We start from the raw sequence: 15,546 nt of genomic DNA on the forward strand, positions 1-15,546 counted from the left end.
GAGGGCGGACCGAGGACGCAGGAGCGTGGTGCCCGGCAGCCGTGACAGGGCCGCGGGAAAAAACCCGGTGCCGAAATGCCCGGTCCGGCCGTTTGGCGCCGGATCCTCTCATCACACTTTCACGGTCGCCTCATACGGTGGGGGCATGACGCAGGTGACTCCCCCCGGGTGGTACCCCGACCCCGGGCAGACGAACGACGGTCCGCCCACCGAGCGCTGGTGGGACGGCAAGGCCTGGACGGACCAGACCCGCCCCGCCGGGACGGCCGCCGCATGGGGTCCCCCGACGCAGCCGCCGGCGGCCGGCGGCCCGCAGCCGGCACATCCGGCGGCGCCCTCGGCTCCCCCCGCGTACGGCGGGCAGCCCGGCTACCCGGCGTATCCGGGCTACCCCGTCCCGCCGCGGTCCGGGGCCCGGCGCGGCGTGCGCACGGGCGTGGCCGTCACGGCGGCGGCCGCGGTACTGGCCTGCATCGGCGTCGGCGTGTGGGCTCTCACCAAGGACACCGGTGGCCACGCCGGCCGTGCCGGGTCACAGCAGGGTGCCACGGGCGGGCAGAACGGCGGGCCGGGCGGCGGCTTCGGCGGCCAGGGCGGGTCCGGGGGCTCGGGGAGCTCCGGCGGTTCCGGCGGCCCGGGCGGTTCCGGCGGGGCCTCGCCGTCGCCGAACCAGTCCGAGGCGCCCAAGGTCGCGGGCGGCGGCGACGTGCCGGACCCGGTCAACGGCATCAGCCTGCCGGTGCCGAACGGCTGGACGGGGCAGACGATCAGCGTCGGAGCGCAGGTGACCTCCGACGACTCCTACAAGTGCCCGGGCAACTCCGCCCAGACCTGCACCTCCGGCGGCGCCTACAGCGCTCCGGCGGAGGCGCTGGGCACCAAGGGCGACACGGCCGAGCAGGTCGCCCGCGCGGACGTCGCGGCCAACGCGAAGGAGTCCTACGGCGGCACCACCTACGGGAGCATCACCTCGCACCGGGTACTGGGCTCCGGGGCGGTGACGGTGGCCGGGCAGAAGGGCTACATGGTGCGCTGGAAGGCGGTCACCAGCAAGGGCGCGGACGGCTATGTGGAGTCCGTCGCCTTCCCCTCGCCCGACGACGCCAAGCGGATCGTGGTGGTGCGCTTCGGCATCGACGTCGGGCAGAAGACGTCGGTCATCGACGAGATACTGAAGGGGATCAAGGTCTCGTCCGGCGGCGGGAACGGCCAGGACGTCTGATCGCCGGCCCCGGCGGCATGGTGCGGCCGGGTGGGACTCCCCTCCGCTCAAGAGGAGCCCCACCCGGCCGGGGGGTGCGCGCCGCCCCCGTCCCCACGGTGCGGCGCGGGCAGGTCACCGTTCAGTCATCCCGTGAACGGCGGCCTGGGTCTCATGTCAGCCCGAGTGCGGGCAGCACGGTGGCCTCCACGAACCGGGTCAGATAGTCGGCGTCGGCGTACTGGCCGCTGAGCACCGGCCGGACGCGCAGGACGCCGAACATCATGGCCGGGATGTACTCCAGCGCCGGATGGTCCGCCGGGATCTCGCCCCGCTCCGCGCCCCGCGCGAGCATCGCCCTCAGCGCGGCGATCTCCGGATACACCAGCGCCTCGCGCAGCGCCTCGGCCAGTTCCTTGTCGGCCGTCCAGGCGTGCCCCAGCGCCTGCAGCAGCTTGGTGTCCTTGTCGGACCAGGTCCCAGCGGTCCGTGCGGCCTGGCGCAGGTCCTCGGCGAGCGATCCGGTGTCGATGCCGGCGAAGCGCACCCGGTGGCTGGCCCGCAGTGCGGCCGCGACGAACTGGGGCTTGGTCTTCCACTGCCGGTAGAGCGTGGACTTGCTGCACCGGGTGGTGGCGGCGACGCCCTCCATGGTGACCGACTCGTAACCGCACTCGCGGATCTGCTCCAGCACGGCGTCGAAGAACTCCCGCTCACGCTCCGGCGTGATCTTGGAGCGGCGCGAGGCGACGACCGTCTCCGGTTCGTCATCGGCCTGCGACGTCATGCGGTGCTTCCCCTCACTCGTGTCCGGCGGTCGTTCCTGCGCGGCTCGCTCGAACTCGGCGCAAGCCGGGCCGCCGACCCTTTCTCCAGTGTGTCGCACATCAATCGATACGCCAGTGTACCGGTACTCCGCCGTATCGGTACACTGACGTATCGGTACGGGGACGTATCGATGAGTTCCGGCCCAGAACCGGGGGCTCATGCACCACCACACGCACCACCGTCAGCGAAGGGGCCGGGGGATGAATGCCCGAACCGAGCCTGCAGAGGCAGAAGCGGAACCGCCGGACGCGATAGCGCGCCCGGCGCTGCTGCGCGAGTTCCTGCTCGTCGCGGGGCTCTTCCTCGTCTACAAGCTCGGCCGGCAACTGGCCACGGGGCACACCGCGAACGCCTTCCACAACGCCCACCGCGTGTGGGACCTGGAGCGCGCGCTGCACCTCCCGCACGAGAACGCCGTGCAGTCCGCACTGCTGCACGGCGACGCCCTCGTCCACCTGGCGAACACCTACTACGCCACCGTTCATTTCCCTGCGACGCTCGCCTTCCTGGTCTGGCTGTACCTCAGACGGCCCGCGCACTATGTGTGGGCCCGCCGGGTCCTGGCCGTCGTCACCACGGCCGCGCTGGTGCTGCCGTTCACGTTCCCGCTGGCCCCGCCGCGGATGCTGACCGGCACCGGACTGCTCGACACCGCCCGCCGGTACGGCCCGTCCGTGTACGGCCCGCCGTCCAGCGACCACCTGTCCAACCAGTTCGCCGCGATGCCGTCGCTGCACTTCGGCTGGGCGCTGATGGTGGCCGTCGGCCTGATCGTGGCCACCCGGTCCCGGTGGCGCTGGCTGTGGCTGCTGCACCCGCTGGTCACCCTGCTGGTGATCGTGGGCACGGCGAACCACTACTGGCTCGACGCGATCGTCGCGACGGCCATGCTCGGCGTCGCCCTCGCCGTCATCCATCCGCCGCACCGGACGGCCACCACGGCGGCACGCGGCGCCGGCCGGCTCGCGCCGCGCGAGAGCGTCCTGGCGGGAGCGGGCCGATGAGCGCCGCCGCCCTGGTCGCCGTCGCCCTCTCCCTCGTCTCGGCGGTCGCCTACGCGCTGGCCGCCGTCGCCCAGGAACGCCTCGCCTCCCGCAGCCAGGGCACCGGCCTGCTGCGGTTGCTCGGCACCGGCGCCTGGTGGTCGGCGGTCGGCCTGAACGCGGCCGCCGCCCTGCTGCACGTCGTGGCCCTCAAGTACGGCCCGCTCACCCTCGTCCAGCCGCTGGGCGCGCTCACCCTGGTCGCGGCCGTACCGCTCGGCGCCCGGGCGGCCGGGCGCCGGGTCAGCACGGCGGAGTGGCGCGGTACGGCGCTGACCCTGCTCGGGCTCGGCGCACTGCTCGTCACCGCCTCCGGTCCGGCGCCCGCCCGGGTGCTGTCGCTGACGCAGGCGCTGACCGTCGCGGGGACGACCGCGGCCGCGATCGGCATGCTCTCCTGGCCCGGCGCCCGCCCGGGCCTGAGGCACGCGACGGCGTCCGGTTTCGCCTCCGGTGTCGCCTCGGCGCTGACCCAGACGGTGACCGTGGCGGCCACGGACCGCACGGGCCCGGCCCTGAGCACCGAGGTGATCGTGGTCGCCGTGCTCGTCGCCGCGTTCGCCGTCGGCGGGCTGCTGCTGTCCCAGACCGCCTACCGCGGCGGGCTCGGCGCGCCGCTGGCCGTGGTCACCCTCGCCAACCCGGTGGCCGCCGCGGTCATCGGCCTGACCCTGCTCGGCCAGGGCCTCCAGGGCGGCCCCGCCGGTGTGCTGCTGGCCCTGTCCGGCGCGGCCCTGGCCTCCTGGGGTGTGGTGCTGCTCACCCGGGTCACGCCGGAACCGGTGCACGAGACCGACGACCACCCCGTGGCCGCGGTTCTGGCCCTGGAACCGGGCACGGCGGCCACCGAACCGGCACTGGTGCCCCGGCAGCCGGAACAGCCCGGCCATCTGACGGCCCTCTGAGCCGACCGGGGCCGTTGCGCCATGACCGGTCCCGCACCCGAGTACGGCCACCCGGACGCCCGCTCGGCCGCTTGACTTCGAGAGCACTCGAATTCGTAGCGTTCCCGGCATGAGTACTGCACAGCACAAGATCGGGTCGGGTTTCGGCGCCACCAGCACCGCCGACGACGTCCTACGGGGCATCGACCTGACCGGGAAGCTCGCCCTCGTCACGGGTGGTTACTCGGGCATCGGCCTGGAGACCACCCGCTCGCTGGTGAAGGCCGGCGCCCACGTGGTCGTGCCCGCCCGCCGCCCGGCCACCGCCGAACAGGCGCTGGCCGGCGTCTCGGGAGTCGAGCTGGACGAGCTGGACCTCGGCGACCTGGAGAGCGTGCGCCGTTTCTCCGAGCGGTTCCTGGCCTCCGGACGCACCATCGACATCGTGATCGGCAGCGCCGGGATCATGGCCTGCCCGGAGACCAGGGTGGGGCCCGGCTGGGAGGCCCAGTTCGCCACCAACCACCTCGGTCACTTCGCCCTCGTCAACCGCCTGTGGCCCGCGATCGCACCGGGCGGTGCCCGGGTCGTCTCCGTCTCCTCGCGCGGCCACCACTTCTCCGGCATCCGCTGGGACGACGTCCACTGGCGGCAGGGCTACGACAAGTGGGAGGCCTACGGCCAGGCCAAGACCGCCAACGTCCTGTTCGCCGTCCAGCTCGACAAGCTCGGCCGGGACGCCGGCGTCCGCGCCTTCGCCCTGCACCCGGGCGGCATCATCACCCCGCTCCAACGGCACCTGCCCAAGGAGGAGATGATCGAGCGCGGCTGGATCGACGAGGACGGCAACGTGCTCAATCCCGAGGGCTTCAAGACCCCGCAGCAGGGTGCGGCCACCCAGGTGTGGGCGGCGACCTCGCCGCAGCTGGACGGGCTCGGTGGCGTCTATCTGGAGGACTGCGACGTCGCCGAGCGCGCGCCGGAGGGCGAGGAGCGACTCGGCGTCAAGGACTGGGCGACCGACCCCGAACAGGCGGCCCGGCTGTGGGACCTGTCGGCGGAACTGACGGGCGTCGACGCGTTCGCCGCCTAGCCGTGGAGCGGGGCCGTGTGCTGGAGACGTCCGGGAGCGCCCGGACGCCCGGTCACGACACACGGCGGCGGCCGGTGCGCACGTGCTCCGTGTGCGCCGGCCGCCGCCGTACCGTGCTTCTCCTGTCCTGTCCTCCCCCGTCGGGGCCCGCTCAGTTCCAGCCCCGCGAGTCCTGCTTGAGGGCGGTGTCGACGGTCAGGGCCGTCGCCACCACGAGGCTCAGCAGCGGCTCGGGCAGCTGGTAGTGGATCTGCAGGACGTAGTTGTCCGCGCTCGTGAAGAGCGTCTTGGCGAGACCTTCCCAGGTCTTGGTGATCCGGGCGACCTCGTTGTCCGCGTGGTCGACGATCGCGAAGTTCCAGGCCCGCCAGTTCTCCGCCTTGATCGCGCCGACCTGCTGGCCGTTCGCGTTCATCGCGAAGTTGATCTTCCCGATCATGTTCTGCTGGACGATCTCACCGACCTGCGAGCCGTCCGGGCGCGTCACGATGACCCGGGACTTGAAGATCTTCGCGGGCCGGGTCAGCAGCAGCTGCGGCTGGCCGTAGGCGTCCCGGATCTCCAGCTTGTGGGTCAGGAACTGGTCCCAGCTGGAGACGAAACGGAAGATCTTCCTCAGTACGCCCTGGCCGACCTCGGTGACCGAGCCGATGTCGCGGCCGTTCTGATCCATGACCTTGTACTCGTTGGTCACCTCGATCAGCTTGGCCTTCTGGTTCACGACCAGGACGGGCTCGGTGAAGAGGGTGCCGCCGCCGGGGCCGCCGGCCGCGACCCCGGCCTGCTGCTGCACCTGGCGCTGCACCTTGGGGTCGGCGGTCTGCGCCTGCGGGGCGCCGTACTGCTGGGGGACTGCCTGCTGCTGGGGAGCCGCCTGCTGCGGCGGAACCTGACCGGCGGGTGCCTGCGCCGGGTTGGTGTGCTGGGTCCACTGCGCGCCGTCCCAGTAGCGGAGCGTCTGCGGCGCTCCGTGCGGATCCGGGTACCAGCCTGCCGGAGTGTTCGATTGCGTGGTCACCGGGGCACACTACCCTGATGTGACCGGTACCTGACCAGTCCGCACGGAGCGGTCTTCATCGCCCGTTCACTCCGCGGCGATCGCCGGGTCGCTGACGCCGGGCCGGCCGTTCTCCACATGGCCGGCGAAGCCGCGCAGGAAGCCCGGGTCGGCGTCACAGGTGACCGTCACGTCGTACCAGCGCCTGCTCGCCGTGAGGTCGACGGTGTGCTCGACGGTCGCGCCGGGCCGCACGGTCACGGTGACCGGGCCGCCGCCGTAACCGTTCACGATCTTCAGCTTCACCGTGCCGGGACCCTTGTTGGTGAAGGTGAGCACGAGGTCCTCGCCCCTGTGCCGGGCGGTCGCCTCCGGTCCGGCGGCCTTGGCCCTGCCCTTGAAGACGCGCAGGAAACCGTTCGGGCCGTGGACGGCGAGGTCGTGCACGCCACCGGAGTAGGCCGCGTTCCACGTGTCGGAGAGGGACTTGCCGGCCTCGGTGGTGTAGGTCCAGGGGCCGTCGCTGCGGTTGCCGGAGGTGACGAGGAAGGCGGCGCCCGCGTGCGCCCCCGAGGCGAACGTGAGCGTCAGGGTGCCGGCCGCGGTGTCCGCGGAACCGTCCACCACCGGGGCGTACTTCAGCGGGCGGGTGGGCCGGTGACCGCGCTCCTGCCTGGGCAGGGAGGGGTTGGCGGGCGGCTTGGGCACGTAGTCGGGGTGGCGGTCGTGGTCCGGCGGCTCGTAGCCTGCCGTGGACGGCAGCGCGACCGGCCGGGTGTCCTTGCGGGAGAAGTCGAAGGCGCTGGTCAGGTCCCCGACGACGGCGCGGCGCCATGGCGAGACGTTCGGCTCGTGCACGCCGAAACGGCGCTCGATGAACCGGATGATCGAGGTGTGGTCGAAGGTCTCGGAGCACACGTAACCGCCCTTGCTCCACGGGGAGACCACCAGCATCGGCACGCGCTGGCCGAGCCCGTAGGGGCCGGCGACATGGCTGGCGTCACCCTTGTACAGGTCGAGGGAGGCGTCCACGGTCGACTTGCCCCGGTCGCCGGAGGCGGGCGGGAAGGGCGGTACGACGTGGTCGAAGAAGCCGTCGTTCTCGTCGTAGGTGATGAACAGCGCGGTCTTGCCCCAGACCTCGGGGTTGGAGGTGAGTGCGTCCAGGACCTGGGCGACGTACCAGGCGCCGTAGTTGGCGGGCCAGTTGGGGTGCTCGGTGAAGGCCTCGGGGGCGACGACCCAGGAGACCTGCGGCAGTTCGCCGGCCTTCACGTCGGCCTTCAGCCGGTCGAAGAAGCCCTCGCCCTTGCGTGCGTCGGTGCCGGTGCGGGCCTTGTCGTACAGCGGGTCGCCGGGCACCGCGTTGCGGTACTGGTCGAAGTAGAGCAGGGAGTTGTCGCCGTAGTTGCCGCGGTAGGCGTCGTCGATCCAGCCCCAGCCGCCGGCGGCGTCCAGGCCGTCGCCGACGTCCTGGTAGATCTTCCAGGAGACCCCGGCCTTCTCCAGCCGCTCGGGATACGTCGTCCAGCCGTAGCCCTTCTCGTCGTTGCCGAGCACTGGGCCGCCGCCCCGGCCGTCGTTGCCGACGTAACCGGTCCACATGTAGTAGCGGTTGGGGTCGGTCGAGCCCATGAACGAGCAGTGGTAGGCGTCGCAGATGGTGAAGGCGTCGGCGAGCGCGTAGTGGAACGGTATGTCGTCGCGGGTCAGGTGTGCCATCGTCGTGGTGCCCTTGGCCGGCACCCACTTGTCGTACTTGCCGCCGTTGAAGGCGGCATGGGTGTCCTGCCAGCCGTGCGGCAGGTCCTGGATGAAGGCCAGGCCCAGGTCGTCGGCGTCCGGATGGAAGGGCAGGATGTCCTTCGTGCCGTCGGACTGCTTCCAGACGGACTTCCCGTTCTGCGAGACGGGACGGGGGTCGCCGAAGCCGCGGACGCCTCGCAGCGTGCCGAAGTAGTGGTCGAAGGATCGGTTCTCCTGCATGAGGACGACGATGTGCTCGACGTCCTGGACCGTCCCGGTGCGGTGGTGCGCGGGCAGCGCGGCGGCGCGCTGGATGCTGCTGGACAGCGCGGTGAACGCCGCGGTGGCGCCCGCGAGTTGGAGGAAGCGGCGCCGGTTTGCTTCGGGCATGGGTCTGAGGGTCCTCTCGTCCTGACGTCCGTGAAGCCGTTCAAATGACGGAATCTGCGCGGAGCGAGTGTTCCAAGAGCAACAAACGTCAGGGAAGGGCCTGGTGGCGCCTGTGTGAAACTCGGCGGTCCGTGCGGTGCCGCCGTCGAACGCGTGGGAGCGCTTTCCTCCCGCGGGAGCCGTCAGCCGTTCACTTGCCACCGCCTGTCGCCACCAGGAACATGACCGCCCCCGCCGCGACGACGATCGCGGCGAGCAGGGTGTGGATCCTGGCCCGGCGCAGCGCCCGCCGCACCTGCCACGCGTGGATCAACTCCAGCAGGGCCCGGCGGCGGGCGGTCGCCCGGGCCGCGTTGGCCCGGGCATCCGCGAGTCCCCGGGCGAGTCCGGCGCGACGCGCCTCGTCAGGCTCCCGGTCGTGCAGTGCGGCGAGCCGGACGGCCATCGTGGTGTGGGTACGGCAGGCCTCCTCCAGGTCGGCGGCGGTGCGGCCGAACGGTCCGAAGAAGGCCGTGGGGGTGGCCTGCATCTCCGCGCGCAGGTCGCCGAGGCCGGGCTCCGCCAGCGACCGCAGCGTGGTGAAGCGCGGCGTCAGGACCTCGCCCGTGGACCACAGGGCCCAGCACACGCCCGCCATGCCCAGGGCCAGACCGCACACGGCCAGCGCGATGTGGACGCCGCCGTGGACCTTCCCGACCGCCGTCAGGGGGAAGCCGCCCAGGAGCAGTCCGCCGACGGCTCCGGTGGTCGCGATGGACCAGCGGGCGGTCGCCCGCATGTCGGCGACGGCGGCCCGGGCGGCGCCGGGGGCGGCGGGGACGAGGGGCTGTTCGGCGGTGCCGGGCTCCCGCGACTCGGAGAGGGTCGACGGCCCGCTCATGCCCGGTCCTGTTCCCCGGACTCGTCCTCGCCCCGGAAGAGGGTTTCGTGCCCGTCGTCGGGGAGTTGCGCGTACGGCCGCCAGTCCTCGCCGTCGAATCGTTCGACCTCGTTGTCGGCGGTGAGACGGATGCTGCCGGGTTCCGGCCGCTCTTCGGGGTTCATGCGGGGCTCTCCGATCCGCTGGTGCGGGCTGTCATTTCTTGTCGCAGGAGTTGGTGTAGTAGATCTCGACGCGCACCGCGTCGTCGGGCCTGCTGTGGTGGTGGTCCGAGAAGGGGTCACCGTCCCAGAACTTGCGGGTGCCGACGTTCTTGCCGCAGAAGAGCCCGGGCCTGCGCGTCACCAGGGCGGCGTTGGTCTGGCCGGCCAGGGTACGGGCGTTCTCCTCGAACTGCGGGGCTCCGCCGAACGTGAGTAGCATGCCGATCCTGCGGCCGCGGCTGCTCCTGGCCACCTCCCTGGCCACGGCGTCCGCGACCTTGGCGGCGTCGGCCGCGGTGAGGCCCTTGCGCTGCCCCGCGTTCGCGGTGGCGCCGGCGGAGAGCCGCACGGCGACCTGGTGGTAGCGCGGGTCGATGCCACCCACCTCGCTCTTCTTCCTGCCGCCGCCGGACTTGCCGCCGGCCGCCGGGTGGGAGGCTTCGGGCCTGCCCGGGCCCCCGTCCTTCGGGTGGGCCGGCAACAGGCCGAGCACGAGGACGAACAGCACCAGGAAGAGATCGGCGAAGAGCCAGCCGGCGAGGTGGCGCGGTGCGATCGAGGTGCGTTCGGCCTGGCCGGAACCCTCGCCGGTGGGCCATTCCGCTTCCTCGAAGACCCCCGTGTCGAGGGGCCCGGTCCCGGTGCTCACCGGCGTTCTCCGTCGCCGTACCAGTCGTCGGTGTCCGGGCCGTCGTCCCCGGCGTCCGGCCGGGGATCGTCGTCCGCGCCGAAGAGGGGTCCGCCCGCCGGGGGTTGACCGGGGGCGCGGCCCGGTTCCTGCGCCGGCGAACGGTCCCGGTCGGCGGACGGCGGACGGCCGCTGTCGTCGTCGCCGAGCAGCCGGGCGAACCCGTCGTCGCGCATCGGGTCGTAGAACTCGGCGGGTCCCGCGGTGGGTCCCGCCGGGGGCGCGTCGGCCCAGCTCTGGTCGAGGCGGTCCAGGGTGCGCATCATCGCTTCCATGTACATGTCGAGGAGCTGGGTGCGCTCGACGAACCGCTCCATGGCCTCGCGTACCTGACGGGTTCCCTCCAGCACCACCTCGGCCACCCGGACGTGCGCCTGGTCGGAGACCCGGGAGGTCTCGGTCGCCTCGTTCAGTTCCTCCAGGAGCCCCGTCAGCGAACGCCGCGTGGCCTCCTCGTCCTTGCGCAGGGCCTCGCGCATCTGGGCGAAGTCCTTGATGAGCTGGTGCGGGACCGTCAACGACTCGCCCATCTTCTTCAGCGCGTCGGCGGAAGCAGTCCAGCCCCGCAGCGCCTTGGTGAAGCCGGTCTCCGGGCCGGGGTCGAAGATCTTCGACAGCCGCTTGGTGGTGTCGGCGAGGGTCCGGGTCAGCCGGTCGGTGGCGCCGGTGATCTCCGTGGCCGCCCGGATGAGCTGCCCGCTCGGCACGCCTGCCGCCTGCCGGGACGAGGACACCGACAACTCCAGTGTGATCAGCGCCAGTTGTTCGCCGACCGCACTGCGCACCTGCGCGCGCGAGGCGGTCCGCCCGCCCTGCAGACGCAGTACGTGCAGCCCGAGGGTGATGGCGATCACCAGGCCTATCAGCACCACGACGCCCACCACGGCCGCCGTGCCGTAGTCGCCGGCCCATAACTGCAGGAAGTTGGCGTCGCCGTCGTACTTCACGAGCGCCGAGCCGAGGGAGAGCCAGGTCAGCAGGATCGGCGCGAAGACCAGGACGTCCCGTACGACCGCCAGCCAGCCCACGGTCTGCTGCCGGGGCAGCGGCGCGTCCGGCACCAGCAGGTGCGGCGGATACACGCGCACGAGGTCGAGGCCGACGAGGGCCCGGCCGCCCTGGGCGGCGTCGGCGGCCACCCGGCCCAGCACCTTGCGCCCGGCCTCGCTGGGTGACTGGCGGGCCAGCCGCGCCAGTTCCTGTGCCGCACGGCCCAACTCGGGGGTGACCGCCGGCGGGTCGGGCGGCTGGGGTGGCCCCGGACGGGGCGTGTTGCTGGTCTCGGCGGTCACCGATGTGCCTTTCACCTGGGACGGGCGCCGGGTTCGTCGGTCTCCCGGCGCGGGGGTGCGGAATGCTCCGCGGGGTACTGGGGTCCGCGGCGCGGGCTCAGGTTCCGGCGGAAGAACTCGTTGCTCGCGATGTCGGTGACCGCCTGCACGGCAGACCTGTTTCCGAGGTCCCTGAGGGCCTGCAGCAGGGCGGCCAGCATCTGGTCCGAGAGACCGGGCCCGGCCATGTGCACCGCCTCGTGCACGTCCCTGCGCGTGACGGACTCATCACCGGTCAGACAGTGCAGGAGCCACTTGAAGTACTGGACGGCCAGGTGCGGCTGCCCCTCCGCCATGACCTCGACCGCCCGGGCCAGAAAGCGGTGCTCGGCGAGCACGTGCGCGATCGGGGCCCTCCTGTCACGCCGTGTACGGCGCTGGACGCAGGCCCGCAGCAGCTCGCGGGCGAGCGTGCGGTGAGCCATGGCGACCTGGTCGACCTGCGCCAGCAGCACGTGCACGGGCGTGTCGGAGCGGGTCAGCCGGCGCTGTGCCAGCACGAGGTCGGCGGCGGGCAGCCCGGCGCTGTGCGCCACCAGCAGCACCCTCAGCACGTCGACGGGCAGCGCCCGGCGCCGGGCGAGTTCGATCTCCTCGTCGAGGCACTCCTGGACCAGTGCCGCGTCCGGCCGGGCGGCCTTCAGCGCGGGCGCCAGGTCCGGCTCGGTCCGGGCGGCCGTGTGGGCGCCCGGGTCGGTCGCGGCGCGCAGGACCCGGTGCAGCGCCTCGGCGTGCAGCGCGTCCCGGACGGGGGCCAGTTCGCTCAGGCCCGGTCTCAGCGGAGACCAGCCCTTCACCAGGGCCGTCAGTTCCTCCGGCTTCGTCCGGCGCAGGTGGAGTTCCACCTGGGGGATGCTCGCGCGGGCCCGCAGGAACGCCCTCTCGTCGGGTTCGAGAACCCCGTACACGGCGTCCGTCAGCATCCCGGCGACGTCCATGACCATCCCGGACGGCGAGCAGGTCCGCTCCCGCCAGACCCGGACCTCCTCCGCGGTGCTCAGGGGCCGCTCCGGCCGCAGCCGGTCAATGCCCTGGGAGCCACGCCTGCGGTACTGCCGCAGCAGTCCCCTGGCCGCCGTGAGGTCGCTCTCCTCCCCGGTCTCGTCGGCCCGCACCACCTGCCGTGCGGCGCCGAGGTGCGGTGTGTCGCGCTCGCGTTCCAGGAAGACGAACCGGGGGATGCCGGTGCCCGCGTCGCTCTCCTCCCGGGTCGCGAACGTCCACTCGCCCGCGGTCAGCCGGCCCAGCCAGCCGCTGAGCGCCTTGATCAGCACCTCTGCCGGGACGGGCGATCCGACGATCGTGAGGGGTCGGCCGGGCGCGTCCATGATCGCGGCGGTCACCGGGGCCAGCAGCGCGTCCGGCACCTCGGCCGCCAGGCGCTCCAACTCGGCCGTGTCCTCGGCCAGATGGGGCCGCAGCCGGTCCAGCGGCACCGGCGGCAGCCGTTCCTGCGTGCCCTCGGCGCCGCCGGGCGGCAGCCAGTTCCAGGCGCTGCGGCACAGGGTCAGCGCCAGCCCGAGGTCGAGCTCGGCGGCCGGCCCGATGAGCACATGGGTGAGGGTCGATCCGCCGCGGCCGTTGGCGTCCCGCACGGAGAGCTTGCGCAGCACGGCCGCCTCGTCGCCGTAGGTCAGGTACATGTGTCCCGGCAGGGTGCTGCCCTGCGCGGCCCAGACCAGCCGGGTGAGCCGGGCGTCCCAGCGGACCAGGTCGTCACGGTCCAGTGACGTGGACACCGGACCCACTCCGTTGCCGCCGGTCAGCGACAGCTGCGACCAGCGGTAGACGACGAGGTCGGCGTAGGCCCTCGAGTCGTCGGCGGTGGCCTGGCTCATGTCCGGCCCTCCGGCGGCGGGTCGTCCCGGTGCAGGCCGAGGCGGGCGGCCGGCCCGGTCAGTACGCCCTTCATCACCAGCAGGGACAGCAGGGGCGCCAGCACCCGGTGCTGGCCGAAGCCGTCACCGAAGCGGGGCTCGCCGTTGTCGTCCGGCTCCGAGTGGGTGCCGGTGGCGGAGGCGAGGTGCAAGGTGGCGTCCTCGCACTCGCGGACCAGGTCCAGGGCCCGCCGGCCGCCCCGGGCCCACAGCATCGCGTACACGTCCTCGCTCTCCCGCTCGACGCTGGTGAGGTCGGCGTCGGAACCGGTGCCGCCGGGCAGCCACGGCTCGGCCTCGGTCAGCCGCAGGTGTCGCAGGAGGTCCGACTTGGTGACCACCAGCGCGCACGGCAGGGGCAGCAGGTGCCCGTCGGTGGGGCGCTTCTGTGCCTTGAGCCGGGTGCGTACGGCCGCCACGGCCCGGTCCTCGCCCTGCCCGGACGCGGGCCTGCCGAGCTTGCGCAGCCCCGGTACGGTCCTCGGGTCGACCACGCACAGCAGGGCGTTGAGGCCGCCGAGGAAGTCGACCTCGGGGCCGGACCGCTGCAGCCGCTCACCGGCGATGTCGAAGAAGACGACCGTGTGGCGCAGGCCGGAGGCCAGGTCGGTGACGATGAGTCCCACGGCGAAGTGCACGGAGGCCGTCTCGGAGGTGACCGCCAGCTCCCGGCGCTCCTTCATCAGCCGGTCGACGGTCGCGGCCCGGTACTCGTTGTACTGCCGCAGATCCAGGGGCTGCACCTCCAGGCCGTACTGGTGGGCCACCCCCGCGTCCATCACCTGGTGGATCATCACGGCGAGCAGATGGGACTTGCCGGTGTCGGTGGCCCCGATCAGCCCGATGCGCACCGGGGTGCCGTAGGAGGGGTAGCGCTCGGGGATGGCGTGGGGGGTGATGTGGTCGTTTCCGGGACAGGTGCGGAAGGAGCGCGCCTCCTGGGCCATCCGGGCGCGTTCGCCCGCCGCGGCGGGCGGCCGCCGTGGCTCCTCGTCCGGGTCCTCGCGCTGCGCGGGCAGGTGCAGCTTGTCGTACTCGCCGCGCGGCAGGCTGTCCCAGTCGAGGTCGTTCAGGCAGACCGGGCACTCGACCCGGCTGGGCCGCGGGGGCGGCGGCTTGCTCTCGGGCGCCCTGCGCGGTCGTGGCGGCGGGGGGACGACGGGCTCGGGCGGCGGGGCGAGCAGCCGGGACAACAGGCCGCGTAAGCCCCGGGTTCGCACGGGGGGCGCCGGGCTCGGGCCGGGCGGCGGGGCGGCCGCTGCCTCCTCGGCCCGGGCTGCCGCCTCCGCGGCCCGCCGCAGGCGTTCGGTCCGTTCCCACTCGGCCGCCTGCTCGCGCCGGCGCCGCTGTTCCCGCAGCGCCCGCTGACGGTCGCGGAGCTGGGCGAAGTCCTTGCGGGCGTCCAGCATCAGGCGCTCCAGCTCGTGGTCCCGCCGCTGCAGCAACAGCCTCTGCCCGCGCAGCGGTTGGGGGTCGAGCCACTCCCTGACCTCGGCCGCGCCGGGCAGCCGGGGCGGGTTCTGTGCCGGGCCGGTGTCCGAGAAGATCCGCAGCATCAGGTCGCGGATCCACGCTTCGTGCGGGTCCACCAGGTCCCGCAGCTGTCCTCGCGTGGTGCCCTGCGGGACGGTCTCGCCGGTGGCCATCCAGAAGGCGAGCAGCGCGGCGCTGTGCACGTCGTCCTGCTCGTCCGCGGCGCGGCCGTGCCCGAAGTCCGGCGGGTCCCAGACGGTGCGCGCCCGCGCGGGCGGCGTCTCGCCGCGCCGCACGCTCGTGTCGAGGCCGGAGAGCTGGAGGCCGTCGCCGTCCCACCACAGGTGCTCCAGGTCGAGCCGGCCGTGCACCAGGCCACAGAGGTGCAGCGTCGAGACGGCGGCGAACAGGTCGCGGACCGCGCCCTCCAGCTTGCTGTGCAGCGGGTCCGGCGAGGGCCAGCCGGAGAGCCTGCGTCCGCGCCAGTCCAGCAGCAGCCGGGGGCCGTTGGGGGCGGAGTCGTCCCGGGCGAGCACATGGGCCAGCTGGCGCGGCACGTGGTCGCGGCCGAGCAGCCGGACCAGGGCGGCCGTGTTGTCGAACTCCTGGCGCAGGCCCGCGGGATCGGTTCCGGCACGGGCGGACTTGACCATCAGCTGACGTCCGGTCAGGTGGTGGCGATAACGTGTCATGCGCCAGCCGTCGCAGGTGAACTCCGCGCCCTTCCCGGTCTCCCGGGCTATGCGGAAGGGCACCCGCTGACCCCGTGGCCCGGCGGGCCGTTCCCCGCGGAACTCCTCGGTCAAGAGCCGCGACCTCCCCCCAAGTCGACATGCCCGCAGCACATGCAGGGGCATAGCTCTACCACATTCCGGACCTCGAGCGTGCGCTTTGCGCAGGTTCCATTACGTC

The 15,546-nt window shown here is 72.9% G+C and carries 13 protein-coding genes; 4 read left to right on the plus strand and 9 right to left on the minus strand.

Translation table 11 applies throughout. From position 1 onward, the window contains the following. The first annotated feature begins 145 nt into the window (after positions 1-145). On the plus strand, positions 146-1,222 hold the full coding sequence (locus AB0D93_RS21240; RefSeq protein ID WP_362121438.1) for a DUF2510 domain-containing protein: 1,077 nt from the start codon (positions 146-148) through the stop codon (positions 1,220-1,222). A gap of 151 nt (positions 1,223-1,373) precedes the next feature. On the opposite strand, the gene AB0D93_RS21245 is transcribed toward AB0D93_RS21240, so the two are convergent. Next, a complete protein-coding gene (locus AB0D93_RS21245) occupies positions 1,374-1,988 on the minus strand; it encodes a TetR/AcrR family transcriptional regulator C-terminal ligand-binding domain-containing protein (RefSeq protein WP_362121440.1) in 615 nt (204 codons plus the stop codon). A gap of 241 nt (positions 1,989-2,229) precedes the next feature. Here AB0D93_RS21245 and AB0D93_RS21250 point away from each other — a divergent pair, with 241 nt between their 5' ends. The 3 genes from AB0D93_RS21250 to AB0D93_RS21260 all read left to right on the plus strand — a co-directional run bounded on the left by AB0D93_RS21250 (position 2,230) and on the right by AB0D93_RS21260 (position 5,049). Next, positions 2,230-3,033, plus strand: coding sequence for a phosphatase PAP2 family protein (locus AB0D93_RS21250; protein ID WP_362121442.1), 804 nt, complete (start codon positions 2,230-2,232; stop codon positions 3,031-3,033). After that, positions 3,030-3,977 carry a hypothetical protein gene (locus tag AB0D93_RS21255; RefSeq protein ID WP_362121444.1) on the plus strand — a complete coding sequence of 316 codons (948 nt, stop codon included), beginning with the start codon at positions 3,030-3,032 and terminating at the stop codon, positions 3,975-3,977. Before AB0D93_RS21250 ends, AB0D93_RS21255 begins: the two co-directional genes overlap by 4 nt. A 109-nt stretch (positions 3,978-4,086) precedes the next feature. Next, entirely contained in the window at positions 4,087-5,049 is a 963-nt protein-coding gene (locus AB0D93_RS21260; RefSeq protein ID WP_362121446.1) for an SDR family NAD(P)-dependent oxidoreductase, read from the plus strand. Between the two features lie 151 nt (positions 5,050-5,200). Here the strand turns inward: AB0D93_RS21260 and AB0D93_RS21265 are convergent, their stop codons facing one another. The 8 genes from AB0D93_RS21265 to AB0D93_RS21300 form a co-directional block, all read right to left on the minus strand. After that, positions 5,201-6,067, minus strand: coding sequence for a phospholipid scramblase-related protein (locus AB0D93_RS21265; protein ID WP_362121447.1), 867 nt, complete (start codon positions 6,065-6,067; stop codon positions 5,201-5,203). Between the two features lie 66 nt (positions 6,068-6,133). Further along, a complete protein-coding gene (locus tag AB0D93_RS21270) occupies positions 6,134-8,182 on the minus strand; it encodes a phosphocholine-specific phospholipase C (protein WP_362121449.1) in 2,049 nt (682 codons plus the stop codon). A gap of 190 nt (positions 8,183-8,372) precedes the next feature. Then, positions 8,373-9,062, minus strand: a complete 690-nt coding sequence (locus tag AB0D93_RS21275) for a hypothetical protein (RefSeq protein WP_362121451.1) — start codon at positions 9,060-9,062, stop codon at positions 8,373-8,375. Beyond that, positions 9,059-9,226 carry a hypothetical protein gene (locus tag AB0D93_RS21280; RefSeq protein WP_362121453.1) on the minus strand — a complete coding sequence of 56 codons (168 nt, stop codon included), beginning with the start codon at positions 9,224-9,226 and terminating at the stop codon, positions 9,059-9,061. The genes AB0D93_RS21275 and AB0D93_RS21280 overlap by 4 nt, the downstream gene beginning before the upstream one ends. A gap of 31 nt (positions 9,227-9,257) precedes the next feature. Then, the gene (locus AB0D93_RS21285; RefSeq protein WP_362121455.1) at positions 9,258-9,914 is read right to left on the minus strand and encodes a hypothetical protein; all 657 of its coding nucleotides are present in this window, start codon (positions 9,912-9,914) and stop codon (positions 9,258-9,260) included. Continuing rightward, positions 9,911-11,245 (minus strand): hypothetical protein, encoded by a 1,335-nt coding sequence (locus AB0D93_RS21290; protein ID WP_362121457.1) that lies wholly within the window; start codon positions 11,243-11,245, stop codon positions 9,911-9,913. The genes AB0D93_RS21285 and AB0D93_RS21290 overlap by 4 nt, the downstream gene beginning before the upstream one ends. 11 nt (positions 11,246-11,256) lie before the next feature. Then, the gene (locus AB0D93_RS21295; RefSeq protein WP_362121459.1) at positions 11,257-13,122 is read right to left on the minus strand and encodes a hypothetical protein; all 1,866 of its coding nucleotides are present in this window, start codon (positions 13,120-13,122) and stop codon (positions 11,257-11,259) included. Next, positions 13,119-15,440, minus strand: coding sequence for a hypothetical protein (locus AB0D93_RS21300; RefSeq protein ID WP_362121461.1), 2,322 nt, complete (start codon positions 15,438-15,440; stop codon positions 13,119-13,121). Before AB0D93_RS21300 ends, AB0D93_RS21295 begins: the two co-directional genes overlap by 4 nt. Between the last annotated feature and the right edge of the window lie 106 nt (positions 15,441-15,546).

It is taken from the genome of Streptomyces sp. NPDC048191 (assembly GCF_040652655.1).
GTDB lineage: Bacteria > Actinomycetota > Actinomycetes > Streptomycetales > Streptomycetaceae > Streptomyces.